Annotated in this window: 25 protein-coding genes; 17 read left to right on the top strand and 8 right to left on the bottom strand. The window is 68.1% G+C overall.

Annotated features, from left to right (window positions below; genetic code table 11):
• Positions 1-30: 30 nt before the first annotated feature.
• The 3 genes from C7C57_RS14085 to C7C57_RS14075 are packed head-to-tail and all read right to left on the bottom strand — an operon-like array spanning position 31 to position 2,446.
• The gene (locus C7C57_RS14085) at positions 31-1,065 is read right to left on the bottom strand and encodes an L-idonate 5-dehydrogenase (RefSeq protein WP_030149205.1); all 1,035 of its coding nucleotides are present in this window, start codon (positions 1,063-1,065) and stop codon (positions 31-33) included.
• Positions 1,065-1,835: an SDR family oxidoreductase gene (locus C7C57_RS14080; protein ID WP_187976896.1), complete on the bottom strand. Its 771-nt coding sequence runs from the start codon at positions 1,833-1,835 to the stop codon at positions 1,065-1,067. The genes C7C57_RS14085 and C7C57_RS14080 overlap by 1 nt, the downstream gene beginning before the upstream one ends.
• Complete coding sequence (locus C7C57_RS14075) at positions 1,832-2,446, bottom strand: gluconokinase (RefSeq protein WP_223144762.1); 615 nt, start codon at positions 2,444-2,446, stop codon at positions 1,832-1,834. Before C7C57_RS14075 ends, C7C57_RS14080 begins: the two co-directional genes overlap by 4 nt.
• A 139-nt stretch (positions 2,447-2,585) precedes the next feature.
• Between C7C57_RS14075 and C7C57_RS14070 the strand changes: the two genes are divergently transcribed.
• The 7 genes from C7C57_RS14070 to C7C57_RS14040 all read left to right on the top strand — a co-directional run bounded on the left by C7C57_RS14070 (position 2,586) and on the right by C7C57_RS14040 (position 8,231).
• Complete coding sequence (locus C7C57_RS14070) at positions 2,586-3,278, top strand: SDR family oxidoreductase (protein WP_187976895.1); 693 nt, start codon at positions 2,586-2,588, stop codon at positions 3,276-3,278.
• Between the two features lie 136 nt (positions 3,279-3,414).
• Complete coding sequence (locus tag C7C57_RS14065) at positions 3,415-3,831, top strand: hypothetical protein (RefSeq protein WP_187976894.1); 417 nt, start codon at positions 3,415-3,417, stop codon at positions 3,829-3,831.
• 143 nt (positions 3,832-3,974) lie between these two features.
• Positions 3,975-4,436, top strand: a complete 462-nt coding sequence (locus tag C7C57_RS14060) for a hypothetical protein (protein WP_187976893.1) — start codon at positions 3,975-3,977, stop codon at positions 4,434-4,436.
• Positions 4,437-4,650: 214 nt separating this feature from the next.
• Complete coding sequence (locus tag C7C57_RS14055; RefSeq protein ID WP_187976892.1) at positions 4,651-5,061, top strand: hypothetical protein; 411 nt, start codon at positions 4,651-4,653, stop codon at positions 5,059-5,061.
• A 67-nt stretch (positions 5,062-5,128) separates the two neighbouring features.
• Positions 5,129-6,031, top strand: a complete 903-nt coding sequence (locus tag C7C57_RS14050; protein WP_030149211.1) for a 1,4-dihydroxy-2-naphthoyl-CoA synthase — start codon at positions 5,129-5,131, stop codon at positions 6,029-6,031.
• Positions 6,031-7,179, top strand: a complete 1,149-nt coding sequence (locus tag C7C57_RS14045) for an AMP-binding protein (protein ID WP_255505703.1) — start codon at positions 6,031-6,033, stop codon at positions 7,177-7,179. Before C7C57_RS14050 ends, C7C57_RS14045 begins: the two co-directional genes overlap by 1 nt.
• Before the next feature lie 65 nt (positions 7,180-7,244).
• Positions 7,245-8,231, top strand: a complete 987-nt coding sequence (locus tag C7C57_RS14040) for a 1,4-dihydroxy-2-naphthoate polyprenyltransferase (protein ID WP_370581457.1) — start codon at positions 7,245-7,247, stop codon at positions 8,229-8,231.
• 63 nt (positions 8,232-8,294) lie between these two features.
• On the opposite strand, the gene C7C57_RS14035 is transcribed toward C7C57_RS14040, so the two are convergent.
• Entirely contained in the window at positions 8,295-8,756 is a 462-nt protein-coding gene (locus tag C7C57_RS14035) for a DUF4229 domain-containing protein (RefSeq protein ID WP_187976891.1), read from the bottom strand.
• Between the two features lie 99 nt (positions 8,757-8,855).
• Here C7C57_RS14035 and C7C57_RS14030 point away from each other — a divergent pair, with 99 nt between their 5' ends.
• The 4 genes from C7C57_RS14030 (at position 8,856) to C7C57_RS14015 (ending at position 13,395) form a co-directional block, all read left to right on the top strand.
• Positions 8,856-9,254 carry a PLD nuclease N-terminal domain-containing protein gene (locus C7C57_RS14030; RefSeq protein WP_187976890.1) on the top strand — a complete coding sequence of 133 codons (399 nt, stop codon included), beginning with the start codon at positions 8,856-8,858 and terminating at the stop codon, positions 9,252-9,254.
• Complete coding sequence (gene menD, locus C7C57_RS14025) at positions 9,251-10,969, top strand: 2-succinyl-5-enolpyruvyl-6-hydroxy-3-cyclohexene-1-carboxylic-acid synthase (protein ID WP_255505702.1); 1,719 nt, start codon at positions 9,251-9,253, stop codon at positions 10,967-10,969. The genes C7C57_RS14030 and menD overlap by 4 nt, the downstream gene beginning before the upstream one ends.
• A gap of 185 nt (positions 10,970-11,154) precedes the next feature.
• Positions 11,155-12,018, top strand: coding sequence for a polyphosphate kinase 2 family protein (locus C7C57_RS14020; protein WP_187976889.1), 864 nt, complete (start codon positions 11,155-11,157; stop codon positions 12,016-12,018).
• Positions 12,019-12,108: 90 nt separating this feature from the next.
• Complete coding sequence (locus tag C7C57_RS14015; protein ID WP_223144761.1) at positions 12,109-13,395, top strand: acyl-CoA dehydrogenase family protein; 1,287 nt, start codon at positions 12,109-12,111, stop codon at positions 13,393-13,395.
• A 171-nt stretch (positions 13,396-13,566) separates the two neighbouring features.
• Here C7C57_RS14015 and C7C57_RS14010 read toward each other — a convergent pair whose 3' ends face one another.
• Positions 13,567-14,814, bottom strand: coding sequence for an isochorismate synthase MenF (locus C7C57_RS14010; protein ID WP_187976888.1), 1,248 nt, complete (start codon positions 14,812-14,814; stop codon positions 13,567-13,569).
• 119 nt (positions 14,815-14,933) lie between these two features.
• On the opposite strand from C7C57_RS14010, the gene C7C57_RS14005 reads away from it, so the two are divergent.
• Genes C7C57_RS14005 through C7C57_RS13990 form a run of 4 tightly spaced genes read left to right on the top strand, consistent with a single transcriptional unit; the run spans position 14,934 to position 19,204 of the window.
• Entirely contained in the window at positions 14,934-15,638 is a 705-nt protein-coding gene (locus C7C57_RS14005; protein ID WP_030149220.1) for a demethylmenaquinone methyltransferase, read from the top strand.
• Positions 15,639-15,648: 10 nt separating this feature from the next.
• Positions 15,649-16,716, top strand: a complete 1,068-nt coding sequence (locus tag C7C57_RS14000) for a polyprenyl synthetase family protein (RefSeq protein ID WP_255505701.1) — start codon at positions 15,649-15,651, stop codon at positions 16,714-16,716.
• A 57-nt stretch (positions 16,717-16,773) separates the two neighbouring features.
• Positions 16,774-18,138 carry an FAD-dependent oxidoreductase gene (locus tag C7C57_RS13995; RefSeq protein ID WP_187976887.1) on the top strand — a complete coding sequence of 455 codons (1,365 nt, stop codon included), beginning with the start codon at positions 16,774-16,776 and terminating at the stop codon, positions 18,136-18,138.
• Between the two features lie 40 nt (positions 18,139-18,178).
• The gene (locus C7C57_RS13990; protein WP_187976886.1) at positions 18,179-19,204 is read left to right on the top strand and encodes an alpha/beta hydrolase; all 1,026 of its coding nucleotides are present in this window, start codon (positions 18,179-18,181) and stop codon (positions 19,202-19,204) included.
• Between the two features lie 39 nt (positions 19,205-19,243).
• Here C7C57_RS13990 and C7C57_RS13985 read toward each other — a convergent pair whose 3' ends face one another.
• Positions 19,244-19,837 (bottom strand): hypothetical protein, encoded by a 594-nt coding sequence (locus tag C7C57_RS13985; RefSeq protein ID WP_187976885.1) that lies wholly within the window; start codon positions 19,835-19,837, stop codon positions 19,244-19,246.
• A gap of 65 nt (positions 19,838-19,902) precedes the next feature.
• Positions 19,903-20,502, bottom strand: coding sequence for a hypothetical protein (locus C7C57_RS13980; RefSeq protein WP_187976884.1), 600 nt, complete (start codon positions 20,500-20,502; stop codon positions 19,903-19,905).
• 82 nt (positions 20,503-20,584) lie between these two features.
• On the opposite strand from C7C57_RS13980, the gene C7C57_RS13975 reads away from it, so the two are divergent.
• Complete coding sequence (locus C7C57_RS13975; protein WP_187976883.1) at positions 20,585-21,205, top strand: hypothetical protein; 621 nt, start codon at positions 20,585-20,587, stop codon at positions 21,203-21,205.
• Positions 21,206-21,225: 20 nt separating this feature from the next.
• Here C7C57_RS13975 and C7C57_RS13970 read toward each other — a convergent pair whose 3' ends face one another.
• Positions 21,226-22,770: a PucR family transcriptional regulator gene (locus C7C57_RS13970; RefSeq protein WP_187976882.1), complete on the bottom strand. Its 1,545-nt coding sequence runs from the start codon at positions 22,768-22,770 to the stop codon at positions 21,226-21,228.
• Between the two features lie 188 nt (positions 22,771-22,958).
• Here C7C57_RS13970 and gabT point away from each other — a divergent pair, with 188 nt between their 5' ends.
• Complete coding sequence (gabT, locus tag C7C57_RS13965; RefSeq protein WP_187976881.1) at positions 22,959-24,302, top strand: 4-aminobutyrate--2-oxoglutarate transaminase; 1,344 nt, start codon at positions 22,959-22,961, stop codon at positions 24,300-24,302.
• Positions 24,303-24,308 lie beyond the last annotated feature (6 nt).

Below are 24,308 nucleotides of genomic sequence, written 5' to 3'. Positions count from 1 at the left end.
GAAGATCACCGACCCGATCCCTGTCCGGGGCTAGAACGCCAGCAGCACCTTGCCGCTGGTGGACGAATCCAGGGCCACGGCGAAGGCCTCGGCCGCATCCTCCACCGGGAACTCGTGGGTGATCACCGGATCGATGCGCAGCGAGCCGTCGGCCAGGGCCGCGATCACCTCATCGATCTCGTCATTGAAGCGGAACGAGCCCACCAACTCAAGCTCGCGCACGATGGCCAGGCTGATCAGCGCCGGCTGCTCCCCCGAGGGCAGCAGCCCCACCATGACCACGCGGCCACCGCGGGTCGCGCCGCGCACCGCCGAGGCGAGGCCGCGCCAGTTCCCCGAGGACTCGATCACGATGTCGGCCTGGACCGCGGCGATGGCCTCCGTATCGGTGGCGTCCAGGGTCGCGTCGGCCCCGAGTTCCCGCGCGATCTCCCGCGGCTTCTCGTGCAGGTCCACCGCGGTGATGTGGGCGGCCCCGGCTCGCTTCAGCACGGCAACCGCCAGCGCGCCGATCGGACCGGTTCCGATCACCAGCACCGACTTACCGGTCACCTCGCCGGCGCGGGACACCGCGTGCCAGGCCACCGAGGCCGGTTCCACCAACGCGGCGGCGCGCAGGGTGAGGCCCGCGGGGAGGACGCGCAGCATGCGGGCCGGCAGTGCAACCCGGCGGGCGAAGGCCCCGTCGGTGTGTGGGTGGCGCGCGGCGCTGCCCAGATAGGTTGAGGCCGGGGCTAGGTTTGGCCGATCCTCGGGGTAGCGTATGCCGTCCACGGCATGCGGGGTATTGGGGTGCACGGCAACCGGGGTGCCGACGGCGGGGCCGGACCCATCGGCGGCCGCGTGCAGCACCGTACCCACGACCTCGTGACCGAGCACCAGCGGATCGATCAGGATGGACTCCCCGGCCGCCCCGTGGGTCCAGTAGTGCAGGTCCGACCCGCAGATCCCGCCGTACGCGATCTCGATGACCGCCTGATCGGCCGCGGGGGTGGGCTCGGGAAGGGTTTCGATCCGCAGATCTTCCTTGGCATGGGCCAGAACACCCAGGTTTTCGCGTGTCATCAGACCACCACCGTCATTCCGCCATCGATGAAGATGACCTGTCCGTTCACAAAGTCCGATCCCGAAGAGGCCAGCCAGATCGCCGGACCGGCCAGATCCGCCGGGGTGCCCCAGCGGGCGGCCGGGGTGCGGCCGAGAATCCAGCCGTTGAACTGCGGGTCGTCCACGAGCTTCTGGGTCATATCGGTGTGGATATAGCCGGGGGCGATGGCGTTGATCTGAATGTTGGAGCCGGCCCACTCGGCGGTCATCGCCCGGGTGAGGTTGCGGATGCCACCCTTGGCCGAGGTGTAGGCCGAGAGGGTGGGGCGGGCCAGATCGGTCTGCACCGAGGCGATGTTGATGATCTTGCCCGAACGCCGGGGCAGCATGTGCCGGGCGACGGCGCGGCCCACCAGGAACGCCGAGGTGAGGTTGGTCGCGATCACCCGATCCCAGTCGGCGCGGTCCAGCTCCACCAGCGGCTCGCGGTGCTGAATGCCGGCGTTGTTGACCAGCACGTCGATGGCGCCGATGCGGGCCTCGATATCGGCGATGCCCGCATTCACCGCGTCCTCATCGGTGATGTCGAAGGCGATCGCGTGGATGCGATCGGCACCGAAGCGGGCGATAAATGCGGCCTCGGTTTCGGCGAGCGTGGTAGCGTCCCGGCCGTGCAGGACCAGAGTCGCGCCGGCGTCGGCCAGGCCCTCGGCGATGCTGCGGCCGATGCCGCGGCTGGATCCGGTGACCAGCGCCAGGCGGCCGGTCAGATCAAACAGGGTGCTCATGCTGACTCCTCGGTTTCGGGAACGGTTTCGGAAACGGCGGCGGATGCCGATGCGGATGCCGGCGTCGGCGCGGTTTCGGCGGCGGGGACGGCCTCACCGGTCAGCGCGGCCAGACGGGTGTGGATCTCGGCAAGGATCTGCTCGGGCGTCTGATCCAGGCTCACCTCAAACGCGCGCTCACCCTCCTCGAGCGGTTCGAGCGCGGCGAATTGGGAGTCCAGCAGGCTGTTGGGCATGTACTCGTGGTTACGTCCGGCCTGGCGGGCGGCGATTAGCGCGCGATCACCCACCAGGTGAATCAGGACGGTGCTCGGGGTGAGCCGCACGAGCTGGTCGCGATAGCGTCGCTTGAGGGCCGAGCAGGCCACCACGATCGGGGTGCCGGCTGCCAGATCATCGCGCACCCGCTCGGCGATGATTTCCAGCCAGGGGGCTCGGTCCTCGTCGTTCAGGGGCTGGCCCGCGGCCATCTTGTCTCGGTTGTGCGCGGGGTGCAGGTCGTCGCCATCCACGAAGGGAATCCCAAAACTGCGGGCCAGGGCGATGCCGATGGTGGACTTGCCGGAGCCCGACACTCCCATCACGATCAGGGGCGGTGGGGACGTGGGCATCGATGACCTCCAGGATTCGGGCGCTTCATTACATCCGACATGATTCGCGCTTCTCGGCAAATAAGTCTTACTTATAAACCATAACACCTCCCTGCCCGGGTACTCGCGCGCCACCGATCCGACGTGCTAGCGTGAGCGCATGTCAGCTATTGCCATCATCGGGGGACACGGCAAGGTAGCCCTCCACCTCGAACAGATTCTTGTTAACCGCGGTCACCAGGTCACCGGTGTTGTTCGGAATCCGGATCACGTTGCCGATGTCGAGGCCACCGGGGCCAGCGCCGTCGTGGCCGATATCGAGACCCTCGTGATCTGGCAGATCGAAGACCTGCTGCGTGGCTTTGATGTGATCGTCTGGTCAGCCGGTGCCGGCGGGGGCAGCCCCGAGCGCACCTATGCGGTGGACCGCGACGCGGCAATCCGCACGATTGATGCGGCCCTGCGCCTGGAAACTCGTCGTTTTGTCATGGTGTCCTATCAGGGTGCGCGCCTCGATCACGGCGTCGATCCCGAGGACTCGTTCTTCGCCTACGCCGAGGCGAAGGCGGCGGCCGATGAGTATCTGCGCCGTCAGGATCTGGACTGGACGGTCCTGGCCCCCGGTGCGCTCACGGACGAGGAATCCACCGGCAAGATCACGTTGACCGGGACCCGCGGCCCGGTGAGCCGAGCCAACGTGGCGCTGGTCGCGGCCGATGTCATCCATGCCCCGGAGACCGCCGGCCACACGATCCCGTTTGTGGACGGGGAGACCGAGATCGCCGACGCCCTGCGCGCGGTGATCGGGGGCGGAACCGCGGCGGGGGACGGCGTCACGCCGACCGCCGGGTAGATTTCACCTGTTATCCGACAGCTCATCGTGCAGGAGCGGCGGATTTCAATTGCGCATGGCCGGCACTGGATAGCCTGCCGGGGAGCGACATATCGCCCCGACCCCATGCCCTCAACACATTGGAATCCCACAGATCATGCGACCCGCCCTCCGTCACGCCCTCACCGCCGGTACCGCCCTCCTGCTCGCCCTCGGGCTTTCGGCGTGCAGCGCCGAACAGAGCGTTCCCGATGCGTGCGCGGTGATCAAATCCGAGATGACCACCCATCTGATCGACATCGGCTCCGGGCTCACGGCCGCCAGCACCGATCTCGCCGAGGGTGGGGAGCAGCTGGCGAAGCTTTCAGGCAAAATCTCGGCCACCGCGGACAAGGTGGAGAATCCCGAGGTCAAGAAGTCGGTGGACGCGCTGTCCGCGGCGATGAAGGACGTGAGTACCGTGGTCAAGGAAAATGCCAAGGACTCCGAGAACGCGACCGATGAATCCTATGGGCCGGCGATGGTTTCGCTCACCGATGCCAACACCGCCTATTCCAAGCTCTGCGCGGCCTAGGGACCACCTCCGCCGGAGTACGAGCGGATAACAATAGTAGGTTGCCGCCCGTTTGAGCATGACAAATGTCTTTGGATATCAGTAGTCTGCGAGGGGGGAATTACAGCACCCCGATTTTTGCACCAATAAAATCTGGAGTTTTCATGCGTATCACTGCTCGTCGCGCGGCCGTTGCCGGCGCCACCATGCTTCTTGCCCTGGGCCTTTCGGCCTGTTCCGCCGGAGGAAACGCGGACGGAAAGGCGTCGGAGGCGCCCAAGACTCAGACCGTGGCCGAAGCCTGCGCGCTGATCGAAACCGAGATGAACGCGGTGGGCACCGACGTTCAGTCCGCCATGACCAACGCGGCCACCGACCCGAGCCAGGCCATCGCCGCTCTGAAGACCGTCTCCGAAAAGCTCAAGGAGACCTCCACCAAGGTGCAGAACACCGACGTCAAGAAGGTTGTCGACCCGATGGTGGACGCCTTTGGCCGCCTGGGCGCAGCCATGGAGAAGATCACCGGTGACCCCGCCTCGGCCACCGAGGCCCTCACCGAGATCCAGGCCGTCGCCGGCGACATCCAGACCGTGGGTGCCGACTACGGCAAGGTCTGCTCTAAGTAGTCCCGTCCGCTTCGAGCCCCCGTCCACTTCTGGTGGGCGGGGGCTCGCTGCGTATGCGGCCACCTCGGCACCGCGAATGCGGTGCCATGCCGCGGGTGTGGGGCGGGGTTCCCGGGCGTGTCGATTTCGAACCACTGAACAAATTTCGTAGCCTGCAAAGAGGGGCTCACAACGCCTCCAACTTCGCAATTCACACTCAGGAGCGCTCATTTTCATGCGTATTTCACTTCGTCGTACGGCCGTAGTTGGCACCACCATGCTGCTGGCCATCGGCCTTTCCGCCTGCTCGAGCGGGCCCAGCACGGCCGACGCCTGTGCGTCCACCGATAAGGCACTGTCCTCGCTGACCCAGGACATGCAGACCGTCATGATGTCGGCCGCCAGCAACCCCGATGACACCAAGGCCGCCACCGCCAAGGTAGTGGACAAGTTCACCGCCCTGCAGAAGAAGGTCGAAAACGAGGACGTCAAGAAGGCCCTCGACCCCATGGCCGCGGCCTATAAGACCCTCAACACCGAGGTGGCCGCGTCCACCGACGGCGTCAGCGTGATGAACGCCATGGAGAAGTTCCTGACCGCCGACAAGGCCGCGGGTGCCGAGTACTCGAAGGTCTGCGCCAGCTAACCCACTCACCGGGCGCACCGAACGCCGCGCACGGGTAATCCCGTGCGCGGCGTTCTATGCTTGAGACATGCATGTTTCCGATCTGTTTGACGAGTCTGCGTGGCGAGATGTCCCCGGTTTTGAGGGACTCACCGACATCACCTACCACCACGATGTACACGGGCAGGTGGCGCGCATCGCGTTTAACCGGCCCGAGGTGCGCAACGCGTTCCGTCCGCGCACGGTGGATGAGCTCTACGCGGTGCTGGATGATGCCCGGCAGAACTCCCGGATCGGTGTGGTGCTGCTGACCGGTAACGGACCGAGCCCGAAGGATGGGGGCTGGGCCTTCTGCTCCGGCGGCGACCAGCGCATCCGCGGCCGTGACGGCTATAAGTACTCCGACTCGGAGACCGCCGTGCAGGACACCGCCCGCTCGGGCCGCCTGCACATCCTCGAGGTGCAGCGCCTGATTCGGATGATGCCCAAGGTTGTCATCGCGGTCATCCCGGGCTGGGCCGCCGGGGGCGGTCACTCGCTGCACGTCGTCTGCGACCTGAGCATCGCCTCGGCCGAGCACGGCAAGTTCAAGCAGACCGACGCCGACGTGGGCTCGTTCGACGCGGGCTACGGCAGCGCCTATTTCGCGCGCCAGATCGGGCAGAAGTTCGCCCGCGAGGTCTTTTTCCTCGCCGAGGAGTATTCGGCCCAGCGGGCCTATGAGATGGGGGCGGTGAACCGGGTGGTGCCGCACGCCGAGCTGGAATCCACGGCTCTGGCCTGGGCACGAACGATCCTGACCAAGTCGCCCACGGCGATCCGCATGCTCAAGTTCGCCTTCAACGCGGTGGACGATGGCATGGTGGGGCAGCAGGTCTTTGCCGGTGAGGCCACTCGCCTGGCCTATGGCACCGATGAGGCCGTGGAGGGACGCGACTCGTTCCTGGAAAAGCGCGCCCCTGACTGGTCGCCCTACCCCTGGCAGTACTAGTGGCCGCGCAGGTGCCCGCCCGCTATGTCTCCGCCGCCGACCGCGAGACCTTTGCCGCGGCGGTGGCGGACATGCTGGCGGGTATCGGACCGGCGCTCCTGCCGGTGGCCGGACCGGAGCTGCCGGCGGAGACGCACCCCACCGTTCCCGCCGGGGTCGACGTGGTCATCGAAACCTCGGGATCCTCGGGGATCCCCAAGCGCATCGCCCACTCGCGGCACGCGCTGCTGCACTCGGCCCGGGCCACCGAGCGGATGCTTGGCGGGCCGGGGACCTGGCTCTCGGCGCTACCGGGCAACTACATCGCCGGACTTCAGGTCCTGGTGCGCTCGCACCTGGCCGGAACCACCCCCGCCTATCTGCCGCCCGGGCCCTTTGACCCGGCCGTGTTCGAGGCTCACGCGCGGCTGATGTTCGCGCGGACGCCCGGTCGCCGCTACGTCTCGCTGGTGCCCGCGCAGGTGCAGCGGGTGCTGGAGCACTCCGAGGTGCTGGCCGAGTTCGATGCGGTGCTGGTGGGCGGTCAGGCGATCCCCGAACCCCTGCGCGAGCGTGCCCGGATCGCCGGGGTCAACCTGGTCCGCACCTACGGTGCCAGCGAGACCGGCGGCGGCTGCGTCTACGACGGCGTTCCGCTCCCCGGGGTGACCGCGACGATTATCGCGGGGGAGATCCGGCTGTCCGGCCCGCTGCTGGCTCTCGGCTATCTCGCCGCCGACGGCACCTGGGACGGCATCCGCACCGATGCGGCGTTTGCCGAGGCGACCGAAGACACCGAACGCGCGCTGCGCACCGGGGACACCGGCGAGATCGTGGACGGGGTGCTGGCGGTGCACGGGCGGATCGATAACGTGCTGATCTCCGGCGGGATCAACGTGAGCCTGGACCGGATCGACCGGGTCGCGCGCGACGCGGGGCTCGAGGATGCCGTCGCCGTGGCCGCCCCGGATGAGCGCTGGGGCCAGGTCCCCGTGGTGTTCACCGCGGTGCCGGATGCCGATCCCGAAGCCAGACTCGACCGCATTCGCGCGGCCTGTGCGGAGCAGATCGGCCGCGAGGCTCGGCCCCGCGCGATCATCCTGCTGCCCGAGATGCCGCTGCTGGCATCCGGAAAGCCCGACCGCCGCGCCCTCGCCGCGCGCACCTGAACACAATCCCGCGCCCGTTAACGGTGCATGTCGTATGATTCGTGGCAGACACTCTGGAGGAACCGTTGGCCAACAACCCGTCGCGCACCAGCGCACACAAGCCCCTGCGTAACACGCCCAAGGGCACCGGGAAAAGCGGGAACCCCGCAGCCCGTGAGATTCAGGAAATCCCCAAGGCACGCCTGGGGGACTGGATCAATGGGGCACGTCCGTTCACCCTCTCGATGGCGGTGGCCCCGGTGGCCATCGGTACCGGCGCGGCCATCTTCGCCTCCGACCCCGGTGTGTACCACTGGGTGCGGGCGCTGCTGTGCCTGGTGATCGCGATCGCCCTGCAGGTCGGCGTGAACTTCGCCAACGACTACTCCGACGGCATCCGCGGCACCGACCAGCACCGGGTGGGCCCGTCCCGCCTGGTGGGCAGCGGTCGCGCCCCCGCACGCAGGGTCTTCGCTGTGGCGATGACCTTCTTCGGGATCGCCGCGGTTGCCGGCCTCGCACTGGTCATCATCTCGGGTATCTGGTGGCTGTTGATCGTCGGCGTGCTGGCCATCGTGGCCGCCTGGTACTACACCGGCGGCAAGCGACCCTATGGCTATCAGGGCCTGGGCGAGCTGTTTGTGTTCATCTTCTTTGGGCTGGTTGCCACCCTGGGCACCACCTTTGTGCAGATCGGTGCGGTCACCCAGCCGGCGATTGCCGGGGGTATTGCCGTGGGCTTCATTGCCGTGGCCACCCTGATGGTCAACAACCTGCGCGATATCGAGCAGGACAAGATCGCCGGTAAGCGCACCCTCTCGGTGCGCATCGGCGGCACCGCGACCCGGGTCAGCTATGTTGTGCTCCTGCTGCTGGCCCTGGGTCTGGCGATCTGGCTGGCGATCTTCATCCCGCTGGTGTGGGTCACCCTGTTCAGCCTGCTGGTGATGATCCCGGCGATCATCATCGTGCTCACCGGCAAGACCGCCCGCGAGTTTGTGCTGGTGCTCAAGCTCACCGGCGTGCTGCAGCTGATCTTCGGCCTGACCCTCGGGTTTGGCCTGGCCTTCTAGGCACCGCCCACAAAAAACCGCCCGGATCGTGATCGATCCGGGCGGTTTTGTGGTCTGGGGTGGCTACTTGCCGGGGGCGGTGTCCGCGGCGGGAACCGTGGCCGGGACCGCGTCGTCTGCTGCGACCGCGTCATCTGCTGCGACCGCGTCATCTGCGGAGACCTCTCCGGCCGGGGCGAGCCGGGATTCCTCGGTGACCTTTTCACTGGCCTTCTCGGCGGGCTTTGCGGCGGCGGCCGGAGCCTCGTCCTCGTCCTGGTCGAGCAGGGCATCCTCGTCGTCCAGGTAGTCGTCTTCGACGTCCTCATCCTCGCCGTGCACGGGGTGACGCGCCTCATACAGCGACCCGGCCACCCGCTCGCGCGGGGTACGCAGGAACACCAGCGAGATCGCGAATCCGAGCGCGGCGGCGGCGACGGCCGCCCACATCGGCTCGATCCCGAGCAGGAGCAGCGCGGCCAGCGGCACGGCAAAGGCCAGCAGGCGCAGGATGGTAAACACGATTACGGATTGCAGGGGTTTCACCCGACCAGTCTACGTCGCCCAAGCTGAGTATTTCCGCCCGGAGGGAACCGCACGCCAAACGGCTGCCCGTTCCCGGGTACGCCCGGTAGCATAGGAGCCATGCCCAGGATCCTCTTTGCCCTCGTGGTGGTTTTTGTTGTCGCCACCGTCTACACCGTCGTGGACTGCGCGATGCGCGAAAACAGCCGCATCCGCGGGCTCTCCAAGCCCGTCTGGCTGGTGGTGATTCTGCTGCTCCCGGTTGCCGGTCTGGTGCTCTGGTACACGATCGGTCGGGCCCGTGGTGCCGCCCCGCAGCCGCGCACTCCGGATGATGACCCCGCCTTCCTCGGCGACCTGCGCCGAGTGAGCGAGCAGGACGAGAGGATCCGCCGCCTGGAGGAGGAGCTCGCCGCCCTCGATGCCGAGACCGACCTGGGTCACCCCGATGTCTTTGGGCCCCGCGACGGCAAAAACTCCGATGACGAGCCCGGTTCGGACTCCGAGCCGCGTCGATGAGCGTTGGAGATTCCCCCGCGAGCATGTACGCGCGGGGTCTGGTCGCCGAGCTGATCCGCCTGGGCATCCGTGACGCGGTGGTGTGCCCCGGCTCACGCTCGCAGGCCTGGGCGCTGGCCTTTGCCGAGGCCGAGGCGGCCGAGCAGATTCGTCTCCGGGTACGGATCGATGAGCGCTCGGCGGCGTTCCTGGCACTCGGTCTGGCGGCCGAAACCGGTCTGCCGGTGCCGATCGTGGTCACCAGCGGGACCGCCGTGGCGAACCTCCATCCCGCCGTGCTTGAGGCTCATCACTCGCACATCCCGCTGATCGTGCTGAGCGCCGACCGCCCCGAGGAATTGCGGGGTATCCGCTCCAACCAGACCACCGCGCAGGCTCACCTGTTTGGTTCGGCGACCCGGCTGAGCCTGGATGAGGACGCCCCGAACGCTTCCCGAGACGAGACCGCGCGGGCGGCCGAGCATGCCCGGGCCGCGTTCGCCGCGGCCGCCGGTGCCGTGCCCGGACCGGTGCAGCTCAACGTGGGATTCCGCGAGCCGCTCTCCAGCGCGCTGGCGGCGGAGGCGACCGTTCCGGTGCCGGACGTGCAGGACGTGCAGGACGTGCCGAGCTCGGACGAGAAGGCATCCGGTGCCGCCCCCTCCGCGGTACCCGCGCACGTGCTGCCGCGCGGCCCGCGCACCGTGGTCATCGCCGGAAACGGTGCCGGTCCCGGTGCCGAGGATCTCGCGCACCACGGCGGCTGGCCGCTGATCGCCGAGGTATCCAGCGGCAGCCGCTATGGCCGCGCGCTGATCGTGCCGTACCGCGAGCTCCTGGATTCCCCCGACCACGGCGGGCTGATCGAGCGGGTTATCGTCTTCGGGCAGCCGACGCTGAGCCGCCAGGTTCCCGCGCTGCTGCGCCGCGAAAACGTGGAGACCTGGGTGGTCTCCGAACCCGATACCGAGCTGTTTGATCCCGGGCATAACGCCCACCGGGCCGCGAGCCTGAGCGTCGAGCCGGGACCGGTCGACCGCGACTGGCTGGGTCACTGGGTGGTCGCCGCCCGCGAGCTGACGGCCGAACGCTCAACCGATGTGGCCCCGGATCTGGAAGCCGCGCACTCCCACGACCCGGCCACCCGCCTGGCGTACGTGCGCGGAGAGTTCCAAGCCATTCGCGCGGCCCTGGATCGCCGCCTGCTGGTGGAATCCGTGTGGCGGGCAACCTGGCCGCATGATCGCCTGGTGTTTGGTGCCTCGCGCCTGATCCGTGTTGCCGACGAGCAGGTGCCGGGCAAGAAGCTCTCGGTGTTTGCCAACCGGGGGCTGGCCGGAATCGATGGAACCGTGGCCACGGCCTCGGGAATCGCGCTGGCCCAGCAGGCCGAATCCGAGACCGGGGTGACCCGGGTGGTGCTCGGCGACCTGACCCTCCTGCACGATGTGGGTGGGATGCTGCGGGTGCCCGGCGAGCAGGTGCCGCGGATCCAGATCATCGTGGGCAACGACGGGGGCGGGACGATCTTCGACAACCTCGAGGTGTCCCAGAGCGCAGCGCCGGCACTCGCCGCGCGGGTGCTGTTCACCCCGCAGGAGGTCCGGCTCGAATCGCTGGCCGAGGCCTATGGCTGGGAGTATCGCCGCGCGGCCACCCGCGCGGACCTGGACCAGGCCCTCACCACGCCCACGACCGGCCCCGTGCTGATCGAGGTCGCACTTACTCGCGACTAGCCGGGGCCGAAGCTCACCGCGGTGCCGAACGCGATTGCGCCCGCGCTCGTGCCCGACGATCCCGCGGGCAAATCGGTGCGCCGTACCCGACGAGCCCGGGAGCAAATCGGTGCGCCGTACCCCGGTCGGGGGCAAATTCCCGGGTGGGTCTGGTGCGCCGCGGCGACGGGGTGCACAATGTGGACATGTCATTCCACTCCGAAGCCTGGTCCGAAGATCCTCAGCACGTCCTCCGGGTGGGTCCCGGATTCCGCCTCGACTCGGTCGAAACGGATTCCACCCCCGGATTCAAGGGCGGTAAAAAAGCCGGCGTCGCCGAGCTCGCCCGGGTGGTTGACACCCTGAGCGACCTTCAGGAACGCCTCCACGCCGCCGCGACCACCGGGGCCACCGACTCGGTCCTGCTGGTGTTGCAGGCCATGGACACCGCGGGCAAGGGTGGGATCGTCCGCCACGTCGTGGGTGCCGTGGACCCGCAGGGGGTGCAGCTTGCCTCGTTCAAGAAGCCCACCGCCGAGGAGCTCTCGCACGACTTCCTGTGGCGCATCCACAAGCAGGTTCCCGCCGACGGCAAGATCGGCGTGTTTGATCGCTCGCACTATGAGGACGTGCTGATCGGGCGGGTGCGCGAGCTGGCGTCCGCCGAGGAGATCGAGCGTCGCTACGAGGCGATCAACGAGTTCGAGCGGGAGCTGGTGGATTCGGGCACCCGGATCATCAAGATCATGCTGCAGATCAGCCCCGACGTGCAGAAGAAGCGCCTGCTGGACCGCCTGGATCGTCCGGATAAGCACTGGAAGTTCACCCCCAACGACATCACCGAGCGCGAGGTCTGGCCCGACTATCAGGAGGCCTATCAGATCGCGCTCACCCGCACCTCGACCGACTACGCGCCCTGGTATGTGGTGCCCGGCGACAACAAGTGGTACGCCCGCGTGGCCGTGCAGCACCTGCTGGTGGACGTGCTCTCGGAGATCGATCCGCAGTGGCCCGCGGCCACCTATGACGTCGAGGAGGCGCGCGCGGCCCTGCTCGCCAGCAAGGTGTAGCACCGCGCGGCGGCGTCATGTTGAGAAACACTCGACCGGCGCCGCCGCACCCGCGGCTAGCGTGGAGGCACCCCACGTGAAAGGCCGCGCATGACCCTCCTCCAGACCTCGCCCGTTCGTCCCCGCATCGCCATCGCCCCGGATGCCGATCCGGCCCGGGTCTTCGCCCCGATCTTCGCCCGGATCGCCGAGGGGGCCGCGGCCCGCGACCGGGATCGCGGCCTGCCCACCGCAGAGATTCGTGCGCTGGCCGACGCCGGGTTTGGTGCCCTGCGGGTGCCGCGCGCCGAGGGCGGGTTCGGGGTGAGCCTGACCGGGCTGTTTGCGCTGCTGGCCGACCTGGCCGCCGCCGATTCCAATATCGAGCAGGCCCTGCGTGGGCACTTTGCGTTCATCGAGGACCGCCTGGTGAGCCCGGACGCCGGGTCCCGCGCGCTGTGGATCGACCGCACGCTGCGCGGAGATCTGGTAGGCAACGCCTGGACCGAGGTCGGATCGAGCGTGCGCGGCGAGCTGGGCACCCGGCTGCGCTCCGACGCGAGCGGGACCCGCCTGAGCGGGGAAAAGTTCTACACCACCGGCAGCCTGTATGCCGATTGGATCGACGTGCTCGCGCACTCCGAGGAGCTGGACACCCAGGTCATCGCGGCCGTGTCCGTGCACCAGGAGGGCGTGGTCATCACCGATGACTGGGACGGCTTCGGCCAGCGCACCACCGCCTCCGGCGGCACCGTCTTTACCGAGGCGGCCGTGGATCCGGCCGACGTGATCGACTTCTCCGAGCGCTTCGGCTATCAGCTGGCCTTCTACCAGGTGTTCCACCTGGCCGCCCTCGCCGGGGTGGCCCGGGCGGCGGCCACCGAGGCCGGGGCCCAGTTGGCCGCGCGCTCGCGCACCTACAGCCACGGCAACGCCGATCGCGCGGTTGAGGATGCCCAGCTGCTTCAGGTGGTCGGCGAGGCCGCGGCGCAGGGGTTCGCGCTGGACGCGATCACCGAGCGCGCGGCGAAGGCCCTGGAGGTGGCCGAGGCGGCGACGCTGGCGCGGAACGCCCTGCGCGCCGACTCTGCGGCGACCCCCGAGCAGCGCGTAGCCGCCGAGACGGTCTTGGCCGAGGCGACCGGGGCGGCCGAGCTGGCCGCGTTCTCCGGTCAGGTTGCGGCGATCCCCGGGGCGCTGCGGGCGACCTCGATCATCTTTGACGCGCTGGGTGCCTCGGCAATCCGCGCCGGCGGTGCGCTGGATCGGCACTGGCGCAACGCCCGGACCCTCGCCAGCCACAACCCGTGGGTGTATCGGGCCCGCCTGCTCGGCCGTTTCGTGGCGACCGGCGAGCGCGACGACGCCTCCTGGGCGGTCGGAGTGGCCGCAAGCTAGCGGCGCTTGCCGCTGTGTTGTCTAGGACAGGGCGTCTCGGGTTCGAGTGTTGTCCGGAACCGCTGTGTTGTCTATGACTGGGCGTCTCGGGTTCGAGTGTTGTCCGGAACCGCTGTGTTGTCTATGACTGGGCGTCTCGGGTTCGAGTGTTGTCCGGAACCGCTGAGCTGTCTAGGACAGGGCATCGCGAATCGGCCGGAACTTCATCCCCGTCTCGCGGAACTCCGACTCGGGATCGGACCCGGCGACGATGCCGCCGCCGGCATACGCGGTGATGTGTCCGTCCGCATCCACCTGGGCGCCGCGCAGGGCGATGGCCCAGTCCCCGTTGCCGTGGGCGTCCACCCATCCGGTGGGCCCGGCGTAGCGGCCGCGGTCGAAGGGTTCCAGCTCATTGATCAGGTCGATCGCGGCGAGGGTCGGGGTGCCGCCCACGGCGGCGGTGGGGTGCAGGGCCTGGATCAGGTCGAGCACGCTCGCGCGGTCGCTGATCCGGCCCGAGATGTCGGTGGCCAGGTGCCAGAGGTTGGGCAGGCGCAGGGTAAAGGGGGAGTCCTGACCGTGCAGCCCGGCGGCGTGCGGGGCGAGGGCGGCCAGGGCGCTGCGCACGGCAAACGCGTGTTCGTCGCGGTCCTTACGGGACTCGATCAGGGTTTCGGCGGCGGCGCGATCCTCGGTGGCACCGTGACCGCGGGCGGCGGTTCCGGCGAGGACCCGCAGCGAGAGCGATCCATCCCGCACCGAGATCAGGGTTTCCGGGCTCGCACCGATCATGCCGTCCACCGCATATGTCCAGCACTGCGGATAGGCGGCGGCCAGGTCGGCGGCCAGGCGGCGGCGGTCGCCGTCCGCCGGCAGCCGCCCGGTGACCGTGCGGGCGAGCACAATCTTGGCCACATCCCCACGCTGAATCCGGGCGAGGGCCGTGCGGACGAGGTCGCGGTGGCGTTCGGCGTCGGCCGGGTCCTCGGCCAGGTCGGCGGTGAGGCTCTGGCCCAGCGGGGTGCGCGCGGGCAGCAGGTCGGGGTCGGTGGCGGGTTCACCCTCGAGCGATACCCGGGTGATCCAGGCGTGCTCGCCGGAGCGTCCCACGATCACCCGCGGCACGATCAGCACGCTCTCGGCGCTCGACACGGCCGAAAAGGCGATGGTCCCGAAGGCAACCAGCCCGGTTCCGGGGAGACCAACCTCGTCCTCAACCCGCGCGGTTTCGGCGATCTGCTGCCACTGCGTGGCCAGGTCGGTGATCCGATCCTCACCCGCGGTGGAGAGTCGCAGGGCGACGCCCGAGCCCACGATTCCCGCCCCGTCTCGCATCCACATCAGCGGATTTGTGCGGTCGGCAAACCCAAACAGGGTGCCCGGATCGGCCAGTGCACGAGTGGTGACATGAAGCCTGGGGATAACGGGAGTGGACACCCTCTAAGCCTAGGCGGTTTTACATGAGTACACGCCGAGATGTGGCGCACCCGCCGAGTGGGGCGAATTCACGGCCCCGGCGCGGACACCGCGGCTCGAAAGTGTCTAGGATAGTGAGCATGCATAAGGCCGATCTTTCCAAAGCGCCCACACAGGTTTCGGCGATGTTCGATGAGGTAGCTCCGCGCTACGACCTCACCAACACCGTCCTGAGCCTGGGGAATGATCGACTCTGGCGCGTGGTCACCACCCGCGCGATCGGCGCGGTTCCGGGCGAGCGGATCCTCGACCTGGCCGCCGGCACCGGCACCTCCAGCGCCTCGATCGCCGGAACCGGCGCGAGCGTCGTGGCCGCCGACTTCTCCCCGGGCATGCTCGCCGAGGGGCGTCGTCGCTACGGCCACATCAACCGGATCAGCTTTGTCGAGGCCGACGCCACCAAGCTGCCCTTCGCCGACAACGAGTTTGACGCCACCACGATCTCCTTCGGGCTGCGCAACGTGGTCAACCCCAAGCAGGCCATCGCCGAGATGCTGCGGGTGACCAAGCCCGGCGGACGCCTGGTGATCTGCGAGTTCTCGACCCCGCCGAATAAGCTCTGGCGCGGCCTCTACGACTTCTACCTGCACCGGGTGTCTCCGGTACTGGTACGCCTGGCCAGCTCGAACCCCGATGCCTACGACTACCTCAACGAGTCGATCCAGGCATGGCCGGCCCAGGCCGAGCTCGCGCAGTGGATGCGCGAGGCCGGATGGACCGACGTTGAATACCGCAACCTTACGGGCGGTATCACCGCGCTGCACCGCGGTATCAAGGCCAGCTAGGGTGGGTAAGGTGAATCACGCACCCGAGGCTCGTATCACGAGTCTGTCTCAGCACCTGGGCCTCACCGAGCGCATTTTTGCGTCCCCCGCCACCAAGAAGCTGCTCCACGAGGTGGATGCCGGACTGGTGCGCATCGAGGCCGGTTTGGAAAAGCAGCTGGCGTACACCGACTCGGTGGCCGACAGCATGAGCCGGTACCTGCTGGAGGCCGGTGGCAAGCGCATCCGTCCGATGCTGCTGCTGCTCACCGCCCAGCTGGGCGAGGGCACGACCCCCGAGGTGGTGCTGGCAGCCGAGGCGATCGAGATAACCCACCTGGGTTCGCTGTATCACGATGACGTCATGGACGAGTCGGATAAGCGCCGCGGGGTGCCCAGCGCTCACACCGTCTGGGGCAACTCGGCCGCGATCCTCACCGGAGACCTGCTGTTTGCCCGCGCCAGCCAGATCATGGCCGAGCTCGGGGAGCGCGCGATCCAGCTGCAGGCCAGCACGTTTGAGCGCCTAGTCCTGGGCCAGCTGCACGAGACCGTGGGTCCGCGTGAGGACGAGGACATCGAGGCGCACTACATTCAGGTGCTCTCGGACAAGACCGGATCGCTGATCGCCGCCGCGGCGCGGACCGGTGTGATCTTCAGTCACGCCGATCCGATCTATGAGGACGCGGTGGTCGAGTACGGCGAGAAGGTGGGCATCGCGTTCCAGCTGATCGACGACGTGATCGACCTCTCCCCGGCCCCCGAGGAGACTGGTAAGGTTCCCGGCACCGACCTGCGGGCGGGCGTCGCGACCCTGCCGATGATCTACTTGCGTCGCCTGGCCGAGACCGACCCCGAGGCCGCCGCCCTGGTGGCCCGGATCGAGACCGACAGCGAGGCCGAACTCACCGGCGCGGCCGCCGAAGACTTCACCGCGGCGATTGCCGCCCTGCGCGCCCACGAGGTGACCGCGCGCACCCTGGCCGCCGCTCACCGCTGGTCGGAGGAGGCCGTGGCCGCCCTCGCGCCGCTGCCCAAGGGCCCGGTCAAGGATGCTCTCGTGCGTTTCGCCGAGACCATCGTTGAACGCTCCAGCTAACTACACCCCTCGTCACAACCCCGCGTCCCCCGACGCCAACAAAGGAGATATCGACACATGAGCAAGTTGCGCCTGGCCATCGTGGGAGCCGGCCCCGCCGGAATCTATGCCGCCGACATCCTGCTCAAAGCCGAAAAAGACTTCGACGTGTCGATCGACCTGTTTGAGCACCTGCCCGCCCCCTACGGCCTGGTGCGCTACGGTGTGGCCCCCGATCACCCCCGCATCAAGGGCATCATCAACGCGCTGCGTGACGTGCTGGACCGCGGTGACATCCGCATCTTCGGCAACGTCCGCTTCGGCACCGACATCACCCTGGAAGACCTGCAGAAGCACTACAACGCGGTGATCTTCGCCACCGGTGCGATCCGGGATGCCGACCTAAAGGTTCCCGGCATCGAGCTGGACGGCTCCTACGGTGCCGCGGACTTCGTGAACTGGTTCGACGCACACCCCGACGTGCCCACCACCTGGCCGCTGAACGCCCGCGAGATCGCGGTGATCGGTAACGGCAACGTGGCTCTGGACGTGGCCCGCATGCTGGCCAAGCACGCCGACGACCTGCTGCCCACCGAGATTCCCGAGAACGTGTATGAGGGGCTCAAGGCTTCCCCGGTGACCGACGTGCACGTGTTTGGTCGTCGCGGCCCGGCCCAGGTCAAGTTCACCCCGCTGGAGCTGCGTGAGCTGGGCGAGCTGAACGACGTGGACATGGTGCTTTACGACGAGGACTTCGACTACGACGAGGCCTCCCAGGAGGCCATCGCGACCAATAAGCAGATCATGGTCATCGACCGCGTGCTGCAGAAGTGGCGCAAGGAGCCCCAGGAGGGGTCGAGCCGCCGCCTGCACCTGCACTTCTACGCCAACCCCGAGGAGATCCTCGGTGAGGATGGCAAGGTTTCGGCGCTGCGCTATGAGCGCACCAAGCCCACCGGTTTTGGTGGGGTTGAGGGCACCGGCGAGTACCGCGAGGTTCCGGTTCAGGCCGTATACCGCGCGGTGGGCTACTTCGGTTCCCCGCTCGAGCAGATCCCCTTCGACGAGGCTCGCGGCGTGATCCCGAACCGTGGCGGTCAGGTGCACGACATCAACGGCGACCAGATTCCCGGCCTGTACGCGACCGGCTGGATCAAGCGCGGCCCGATCGGCCTGATCGGCGCGACCAAGTCCGACGCGATGGAGACCATCGAGAACGTGCTGGCTGACCGCGCCACCTGGTGGACCCCGGAGGCCCCCGAGGAGGAGGCGATCCCGGCCCTGCTCGAGGAGCGTGGCGTGGCCTACACCGACCTCGACGGCTGGCACCGCCTGGACGAGCACGAGATCGGGCTGGGCGAGCCGCACGAGCGCGCCCGGATCAAGGTGGGTCACCGCGGCGAGATGATTCGCATCTCGCGCGACGAGCCCGCGGCCGAGTAACCTAACACCACGCGGTTCGATTCCGAGTGGGGGAGTGAAGATGACCGAGCACGTCTGGGAAACCGATGTGCTCGGTGCGCCCTTTGAGGCACGCACCCTCCCGCTCGGGACCGACACCCATGGCGAGGTGGTCGCGACCCTGGTGCGCGATACCCGCCGGCCCAAACGCGTCGAATCCCGCCCGGGGCTTGTGCTGCCGCGGCGGGCGATCGCCCGCGATACCGATGTGCTCTACCTGCACGGCTGGTCCGACTACTTCTTTCAGACCGAGCTGGCCGACTTTTGGCATGAGCGCGGTGCTCGCTTCCACGCGCTGGATCTGCGTGACTACGGTCGCAGCATGCGTCCCGATCGCGCGCCGGGGTTTGTGACGGACCTGGCCACCTACGATGCCGATATCGAGGCCGCGCTCACGATCATGGGCCATGGCGAGGGGGCCGCGCCCACCCGCCGGCTGATCATTGTGGCGCACTCCACCGGCGGGCTCACCGCGAGCCTCTGGGCGAACCGGCATCCGGGACGCCTCGCCGCGCTCATCCTCAACGCCCCCTGGCTGGAATTCCAGGGCGGCGAGCTGGGTCGCGGCACCCTGGAACCGCTGCTGAGCCTGGGCGCGCGCTACGATCCGCGGGTCACGCTGCCCGGGGTGGACTTTGGCTATTACAGCCGGGCGACCAGCGCCGCGTTTGAGGGCGAGTGGGCCTTCGATGAGAGGTGGCGTCCCGAGCGCGGGTTCCCGGTCACCGTGGGATGGCTGCGCACGATCCTCGCCGGGCACACGCAGGTGGCTCGCGGCCTGGCGATCGATGTGCCGGTGCTCACACTGCTCTCGGACTCCTCCACGGTCACCCCGAGCTGGAACGAACGTATGAAACACAGCGACAGCGTGCTGGTGGTCTCCGATATCGCCGAACGTGCGCTGAAGCTCGGTGCCACCGTCACCGTGTCCCGCGTGGCCGGGGCCCTGCACGACGTGTTCCTGTCCGAACGCGGCGTGCGCGATCGCGCCTACGCGCAGATGGACGCATGGCTGCGCGGGTTTTCACCGCGCCAAGCGCTCGTGTGATGCGGCTCGTTATTGCTGCCGAGCGCTCGCGTGATGCGGCTAGTTGTTGACGGAGACGTAGACCACATCGTCGGCCGACTGGTCGAGCCAGAACGCCAGAAAACCGGTGCCGAGAGGTGCGCCCTGGGTGGGCACGTCGATGACGTAGGGGGTGTTTCCGCCGTAGCCGAGATCGGTCTTGGTGCCGGACTTGGTGAGGGTCACATTCGTATTCACGGTGCCGTCCGCGGAGATGAAGGCTCCGCGCAGGTGGTCCCCGCCGAAGTCTGAGTAGTGGTTCACCTGGCTAGCCAACAGGGTGAACTGCCCCGGCTTGGCGGTGGAGGGATCCATGATCCGGAACAGGAACTGACCCTGGGGGGATTCCAGATCGACATCGGTGTTGATCAGGTGCGGGTCGGACACGCTTGCCGGTGAGAGCTGGATGCTCTGTGCCTTGGGCTGATTCCCGGAGGTGAAAATCAGCGTCAGGATGATGGCCACCACAACGATCACGATGCCGATGATTGCGGGGATCCACACAAACGAACGGGTTGTCGGGGAACGCTCCCCGGTCCCCAGCATTCCCATCTCGCCACCCGACAGGGGCGGTTCCGCTTCCTCTTCGCGACGTACCTCGGGATCCTCATTCATACCCCCATCCTAGGGATACCGTCGGGTGTACACAGGCCCCCGATTCGGGGGCGGACGGCACCGCCCTATGGGGACACGGTGAAGTACACCACGGCGTCCGGGGCGTCATCCATCCAGAAGGCCAGGTGCCCGTCGCCGAGGGTTTTGCCGCCCGTTTCCACGGTGAACAGCAGCGGGGTTGTGGATTCCGCCTCCAGGCGAACCGTGCCGGTAAACGGTGCGATGGTGCTGTCTCGGAATACCGTGCCATCGGCGCCGATAAACGCGCCGCGCAGGTGGTCGATCCCAAAGCCCGCGTAGTGATTGAGAGTGCTGGCCAGCAGCACAAACTCGCCGCCTCCCGGGGTATCGGGGGAGACCGGACGCACACTGAAGGCTCCCTGGGGAGTGTCGAGTTCGGCCGGCCACTCCATCGCAAGTGGCTCGGAGATGCTGGCCGTCGACAGCTCCACTGCCTGCTTTTTCTCCGCGGACCCGGGGCCGGAGATCAGGTACCAGGCGAGGGCCGCGGCGAGCACCACAATTCCGATAATGGCCGGGACGAGGATAAAGGTGCGGTTCAGCGGTGAGCGATCGATGGTTCCCATGATCCCCGTGCGCATCGTGGTCAGCGCTGTCCCCCGTTCGGCGGCGGCATCGTGAGGACCCCTCGGTGAACCATTCATGTTCGAATCCTATCGATCGTTATGCCTATAGTATGGTCGCACTATGAGCGCCGTGGGGCGCCGTGGTTCTGGGGGAAACTGAGTGAGTAATCCGATTGCACCGTGGGCAAAAAATGAGCGACCGGACCTGGGGGCGGGCAATTTGGCTTCACGCCGATCCCGCTGGTTTGTGCGCGTGGTGGCCGGGGCGGCCGTGGCCGTGGTGGTGGGGGCGGCCGTGTGGCTGATGTGGCCGCGCCCCGACGATGATGGCCTCGCCGCGGCACCGGCGGTGACCGAGCGCTCGCAGGACCTGGTGGGTGCGTTTGAATCCTCGCTCCAGGAGACCCTGGACACCCTCTATATCGCGCAGACGCCCGATGCCGCCGATCAGCTGACAACCGCCGCGCTCAACCCCACCGCTTCGGGGCGCGCCGCGCTGGAGACGATCACCGCGACCCTCAAGAAGGACGCGGTGGCCCTGCAGACCAACGGGGCCTGGGACGGAAAAATCGACTCGGTTCTTGTGTTCTCCGAGGGCGGCATCAACTCGGGCGGCGACGGCGAGGGGAGCAGCACGCTGTCGATCACGCTCACCATCACCCGCCACATGGTGACCGCAAACCAGAACTGGAGCACCAGCGTCCCGGTGGAGATGGTTTTTGATAATAAATCGGTCCGGCTGACCGACATCACCATGGGCAATATCGACGCGCAGCCCTAAACCCGCGGCGCGTGCGTCGCCTACGCTCGCAGCGCCAGCCAGTAGTTGGTGCGGGCGGACATGGTGTCCAGCGGGGTGTCGGTGAGCTTCTCGATCAGCAAAATGCGGGCGCGCAGGGTGTGCCGGTGGATGCCGAGTTCGCGGGCCGCCGGATCCCACTGGCCGTTGTGTTCGAGCCAGCTGGTGAGCGCGGCGATCAGCTCGGTGCCGTGGGCCTCGTCGTGGGCACGCAGCGGGGCGAGGAGTTCGTGGGCGCGCTCGCGTACGGCGTCGGTGAAGAGCAGCTCGGTGATGCCCTGCCCGCCGATATCGGCAAACGCGGTGACCCCGGGGGAGTGCGGGTCCTCGGCGAGCGCACGCCGCGCCTGATCGATGCCCTCGGAGAGGTTGGCGTAGCCCAGCGGATCGGAGAGCCCGCCGGCGAGGCCCCGGGCGGTGCCCAGCTCGGCGATCCGTGCGCCCGCGTCCTCGGCGGGCAGCAGCGCGATAATCTCCCGTCCCCGGGTGGCAAAGAAGCACCACCCCGGGGCGGTCTGCGCTCGCTCGTCCAGCTCGCGAAGCAGCGGGTTGCCCGCCCCGTGGCCCGGGTGCCAGACGGCGACCCGCACGGGCTCGGGCGGCAGCGCCTCGTGGATGTGTTGCAGGACCAGCCGGGTCAGCGAGGGTCGCTGATCCAGCAGCGCCTCCAGTGCGCCCGAGCGCAGCGCCCGGCGACCCCGGCGCAACCCGCGTCCCTGTTCCAGGGCGAGCCCGGTGAGGGCGACCACGTTGGTGATCACGCTCTGCTCGGCCGGGTCGGGGGCGGGTCCGACGATCGCCAGGACCGCGCGCAGGTCCTCGCGCCGTCCCACGGTTTGCAGGCTCACGGTGCCCGCCGGGGTCTGGATCGTGGTGGCTGCGCGCTGCCCGCGCTCCAGCAGCGCCGCCGCCTCGGCGGTCACGATCGCCGGTGGGTCCAGCGGCGGTCCGAACCGGGACAGGGCGGGTCCGGGCGCACTAAACAGGAACACCGGCCGGTGCAGCAGCCGGGCCAGTTCGACAAAAATTTCACGCTGCGGGTTGGGGCGCAGCGCGGCAAACGAGATTGCCCGCTGCGCGTTCATCGCCCAGGCCTGTCGCTCCCCGGCGGCGGCGGCCAGCGCGTCGGCGGCGGCACGGATCACCGCGATAAACGCGGTGCGGTAGGGCACCTCAAACAGGGTCAGCCCGTGGGTGTCACACGCCTGCACCAGCGCCGCCGGAATGTCCGGGCGCAGCACCTCGGTGCCATAGCCGAGGGCCGCGACCCCGACCGCGACCAGGCGCTGCACGTAGCTCTCATAGTCGGTGATCAGCGCGAGCCCAGTGCGGGTGCCGTTGATCACCGGGCGCCGCTCCTCGGATTCGGCAAGGAACTGGCTGCCGGTGGTGAGTAGCACCTGGTGCCGCGCGAGGAACGGGGTGGGGTCGGCGAGGTCGGAGCTGGAGACCCAGTCGATCGGGATGTTCTGGGCGGCGGGGATGTCCACGATCCGGCGCAGCCCGAGGGCGGGGATTCGGAGCAGGCGATCCACGGTGAGTGACATGATGCCAGCCTATCCCGCTCTGCCAATATGGCGAAGAATTCACCAGAGCTTTGACAGATTGTCGAGGCGCGGCGCGGGGAACCCTGCCTAGTCTGGGGGCAGATGGTGCGCAGAGGGACCATTCCGGGCGGTCACACGTCCGACCGTTGCGCATCCCCTTAAACGCCACAAGTAACAAGGAGTGTTCAATGTCCGAGACCCCCGCACGCGGAGCAGACCTGACCCAGGCCCGCAACCTGGTCACCTCGATCCCCGGTCCCCGTTCGCAGGAACTGATGGCGCGTAAGCGCGCCGCGGTCTCGAACGCCATCGGCACCACGATGCCCGTCTTCGCCGAGGCCGCCTTCGGTGGCGTGATCCGCGACGTGGACGGCAACACCCTGATCGACCTGGGCTCGGGCATCGCCGTGACCGGTGTCGGAAACGCCAACCCCCGCGTGGTTGCCGCCGTCTCCGCCCAGCTCGAGGCCTTCACCCACACCTGCTTCATGATCACCCCCTACGACGGTTACGTCGAGGTGGCCGAGAAGCTCAACCGGCTGACCCCCGGAGACTTCGACAAGCGTTCGGCGCTGTTCAACTCGGGTTCGGAGGCCGTGGAGAACGCGGTCAAGATCGCCCGCTCCTACACCGGCAAGACCGCCGTGGTGGCCTTCGATCACGCATACCACGGTCGCACCAACCTGACCCTGGCGCTGACCGCCAAGAACCAGCCCTATAAGTCCGGCTTTGGTCCCTTCGCCTCCGACATCTACCGCGCCCCGCTGAGCTACCCCTTCCGCGACGGCAACCGCACCGGAGCCGAGGCTGCGAAGATCGCGATCTCGCAGATCGAGAAGCAGGTCGGGGCCGAGAACCTGGCCGCGATCATCATCGAGCCGATCCAGGGTGAGGGTGGCTTCATCGTTCCCGCCGAGGGCTTCCTGCCCGCGCTGGCTGCCTGGGCCACGGAGAACGGCGTGGTCTTCATCGCCGACGAGGTGCAGACCGGATTTGCCCGCACCGGCGCGATGTTCGCCTCCGAGCTGTTCGGGATCGAGCCCGACCTGATCGTGACCGCCAAGGGTATCGCCGGCGGTCTGCCGCTGTCCGCCGTGACCGGCCGCGCCGAGATCATGGACGCCCCGCAGACCGGCGGCCTCGGCGGCACCTACGGCGGAAACCCGCTGGCCTGTGCCGCGGCCCTGGCCAGCATCGACGCGTTTGAGCAGGACGGGCTGATCGAGGCCGCCCAGCGCATCGAGAAGCAGATCACCTCCGCCTTCCTCGCCGCTCAGACCACCGACGCCCGCATCGGCGACGTGCGTGGCCGCGGCGCGATGATCGCGATCGAGTTTGTGAACCCCGAGACCGGCGAGCCCGACGCGGCCCTGACCGGTGCGATCGCCAAGGCCGCCCACAACCAGGGCGTGATCGTGCTCACCTGTGGCACCTACGGCAACGTGATCCGCTTCCTGCCGCCGCTGACCATCTCCGAGGAGCTGCTGGCCGAGGGCCTGAGCATCGTCCTCGACGCCCTCGCCAACGCCTAGAAAGGA

Origin of the sequence: Mycetocola sp. JXN-3 (assembly GCF_014522285.1) — a bacterium.
Lineage (GTDB): Bacteria > Actinomycetota > Actinomycetes > Actinomycetales > Microbacteriaceae > Mycetocola > Mycetocola saprophilus.
This window is presented reverse-complemented; position numbering and strand designations above follow the sequence as displayed.

What these genes read in the sequence shown, in the direction of transcription:
- C7C57_RS14030 (WP_187976890.1), top strand. Translation starts at nt 8,856, where the DNA reads ATGCCCAGGATCCTCTTTGCCCTCGTGGTGGTTTTTGTTGTCGCCACC.
- C7C57_RS14065 (WP_187976894.1), top strand. Translation starts at nt 3,415, where the DNA reads ATGCGACCCGCCCTCCGTCACGCCCTCACCGCCGGTACCGCCCTCCTG.
- menD (WP_255505702.1), top strand. Translation starts at nt 9,251, where the DNA reads ATGAGCGTTGGAGATTCCCCCGCGAGCATGTACGCGCGGGGTCTGGTC.
- C7C57_RS13995 (WP_187976887.1), top strand. Translation starts at nt 16,774, where the DNA reads ATGAGCAAGTTGCGCCTGGCCATCGTGGGAGCCGGCCCCGCCGGAATC.
- C7C57_RS14070 (WP_187976895.1), top strand. Translation starts at nt 2,586, where the DNA reads ATGTCAGCTATTGCCATCATCGGGGGACACGGCAAGGTAGCCCTCCAC.
- C7C57_RS14055 (WP_187976892.1), top strand. Translation starts at nt 4,651, where the DNA reads ATGCGTATTTCACTTCGTCGTACGGCCGTAGTTGGCACCACCATGCTG.
- C7C57_RS13990 (WP_187976886.1), top strand. Translation starts at nt 18,179, where the DNA reads ATGACCGAGCACGTCTGGGAAACCGATGTGCTCGGTGCGCCCTTTGAG.
- C7C57_RS14080 (WP_187976896.1), bottom strand. Translation starts at nt 1,835, where the DNA reads ATGAGCACCCTGTTTGATCTGACCGGCCGCCTGGCGCTGGTCACCGGA.
- C7C57_RS14060 (WP_187976893.1), top strand. Translation starts at nt 3,975, where the DNA reads ATGCGTATCACTGCTCGTCGCGCGGCCGTTGCCGGCGCCACCATGCTT.
- C7C57_RS14015 (WP_223144761.1), top strand. Translation starts at nt 12,109, where the DNA reads ATGACCCTCCTCCAGACCTCGCCCGTTCGTCCCCGCATCGCCATCGCC.
- C7C57_RS14005 (WP_030149220.1), top strand. Translation starts at nt 14,934, where the DNA reads ATGCATAAGGCCGATCTTTCCAAAGCGCCCACACAGGTTTCGGCGATG.
- C7C57_RS14085 (WP_030149205.1), bottom strand. Translation starts at nt 1,065, where the DNA reads ATGACACGCGAAAACCTGGGTGTTCTGGCCCATGCCAAGGAAGATCTG.
- C7C57_RS14050 (WP_030149211.1), top strand. Translation starts at nt 5,129, where the DNA reads ATGCATGTTTCCGATCTGTTTGACGAGTCTGCGTGGCGAGATGTCCCC.
- C7C57_RS13980 (WP_187976884.1), bottom strand. Translation starts at nt 20,502, where the DNA reads ATGAATGGTTCACCGAGGGGTCCTCACGATGCCGCCGCCGAACGGGGG.
- gabT (WP_187976881.1), top strand. Translation starts at nt 22,959, where the DNA reads ATGTCCGAGACCCCCGCACGCGGAGCAGACCTGACCCAGGCCCGCAAC.
- C7C57_RS14020 (WP_187976889.1), top strand. Translation starts at nt 11,155, where the DNA reads ATGTCATTCCACTCCGAAGCCTGGTCCGAAGATCCTCAGCACGTCCTC.
- C7C57_RS13970 (WP_187976882.1), bottom strand. Translation starts at nt 22,770, where the DNA reads ATGTCACTCACCGTGGATCGCCTGCTCCGAATCCCCGCCCTCGGGCTG.
- C7C57_RS13985 (WP_187976885.1), bottom strand. Translation starts at nt 19,837, where the DNA reads ATGAATGAGGATCCCGAGGTACGTCGCGAAGAGGAAGCGGAACCGCCC.
- C7C57_RS14075 (WP_223144762.1), bottom strand. Translation starts at nt 2,446, where the DNA reads ATGCCCACGTCCCCACCGCCCCTGATCGTGATGGGAGTGTCGGGCTCC.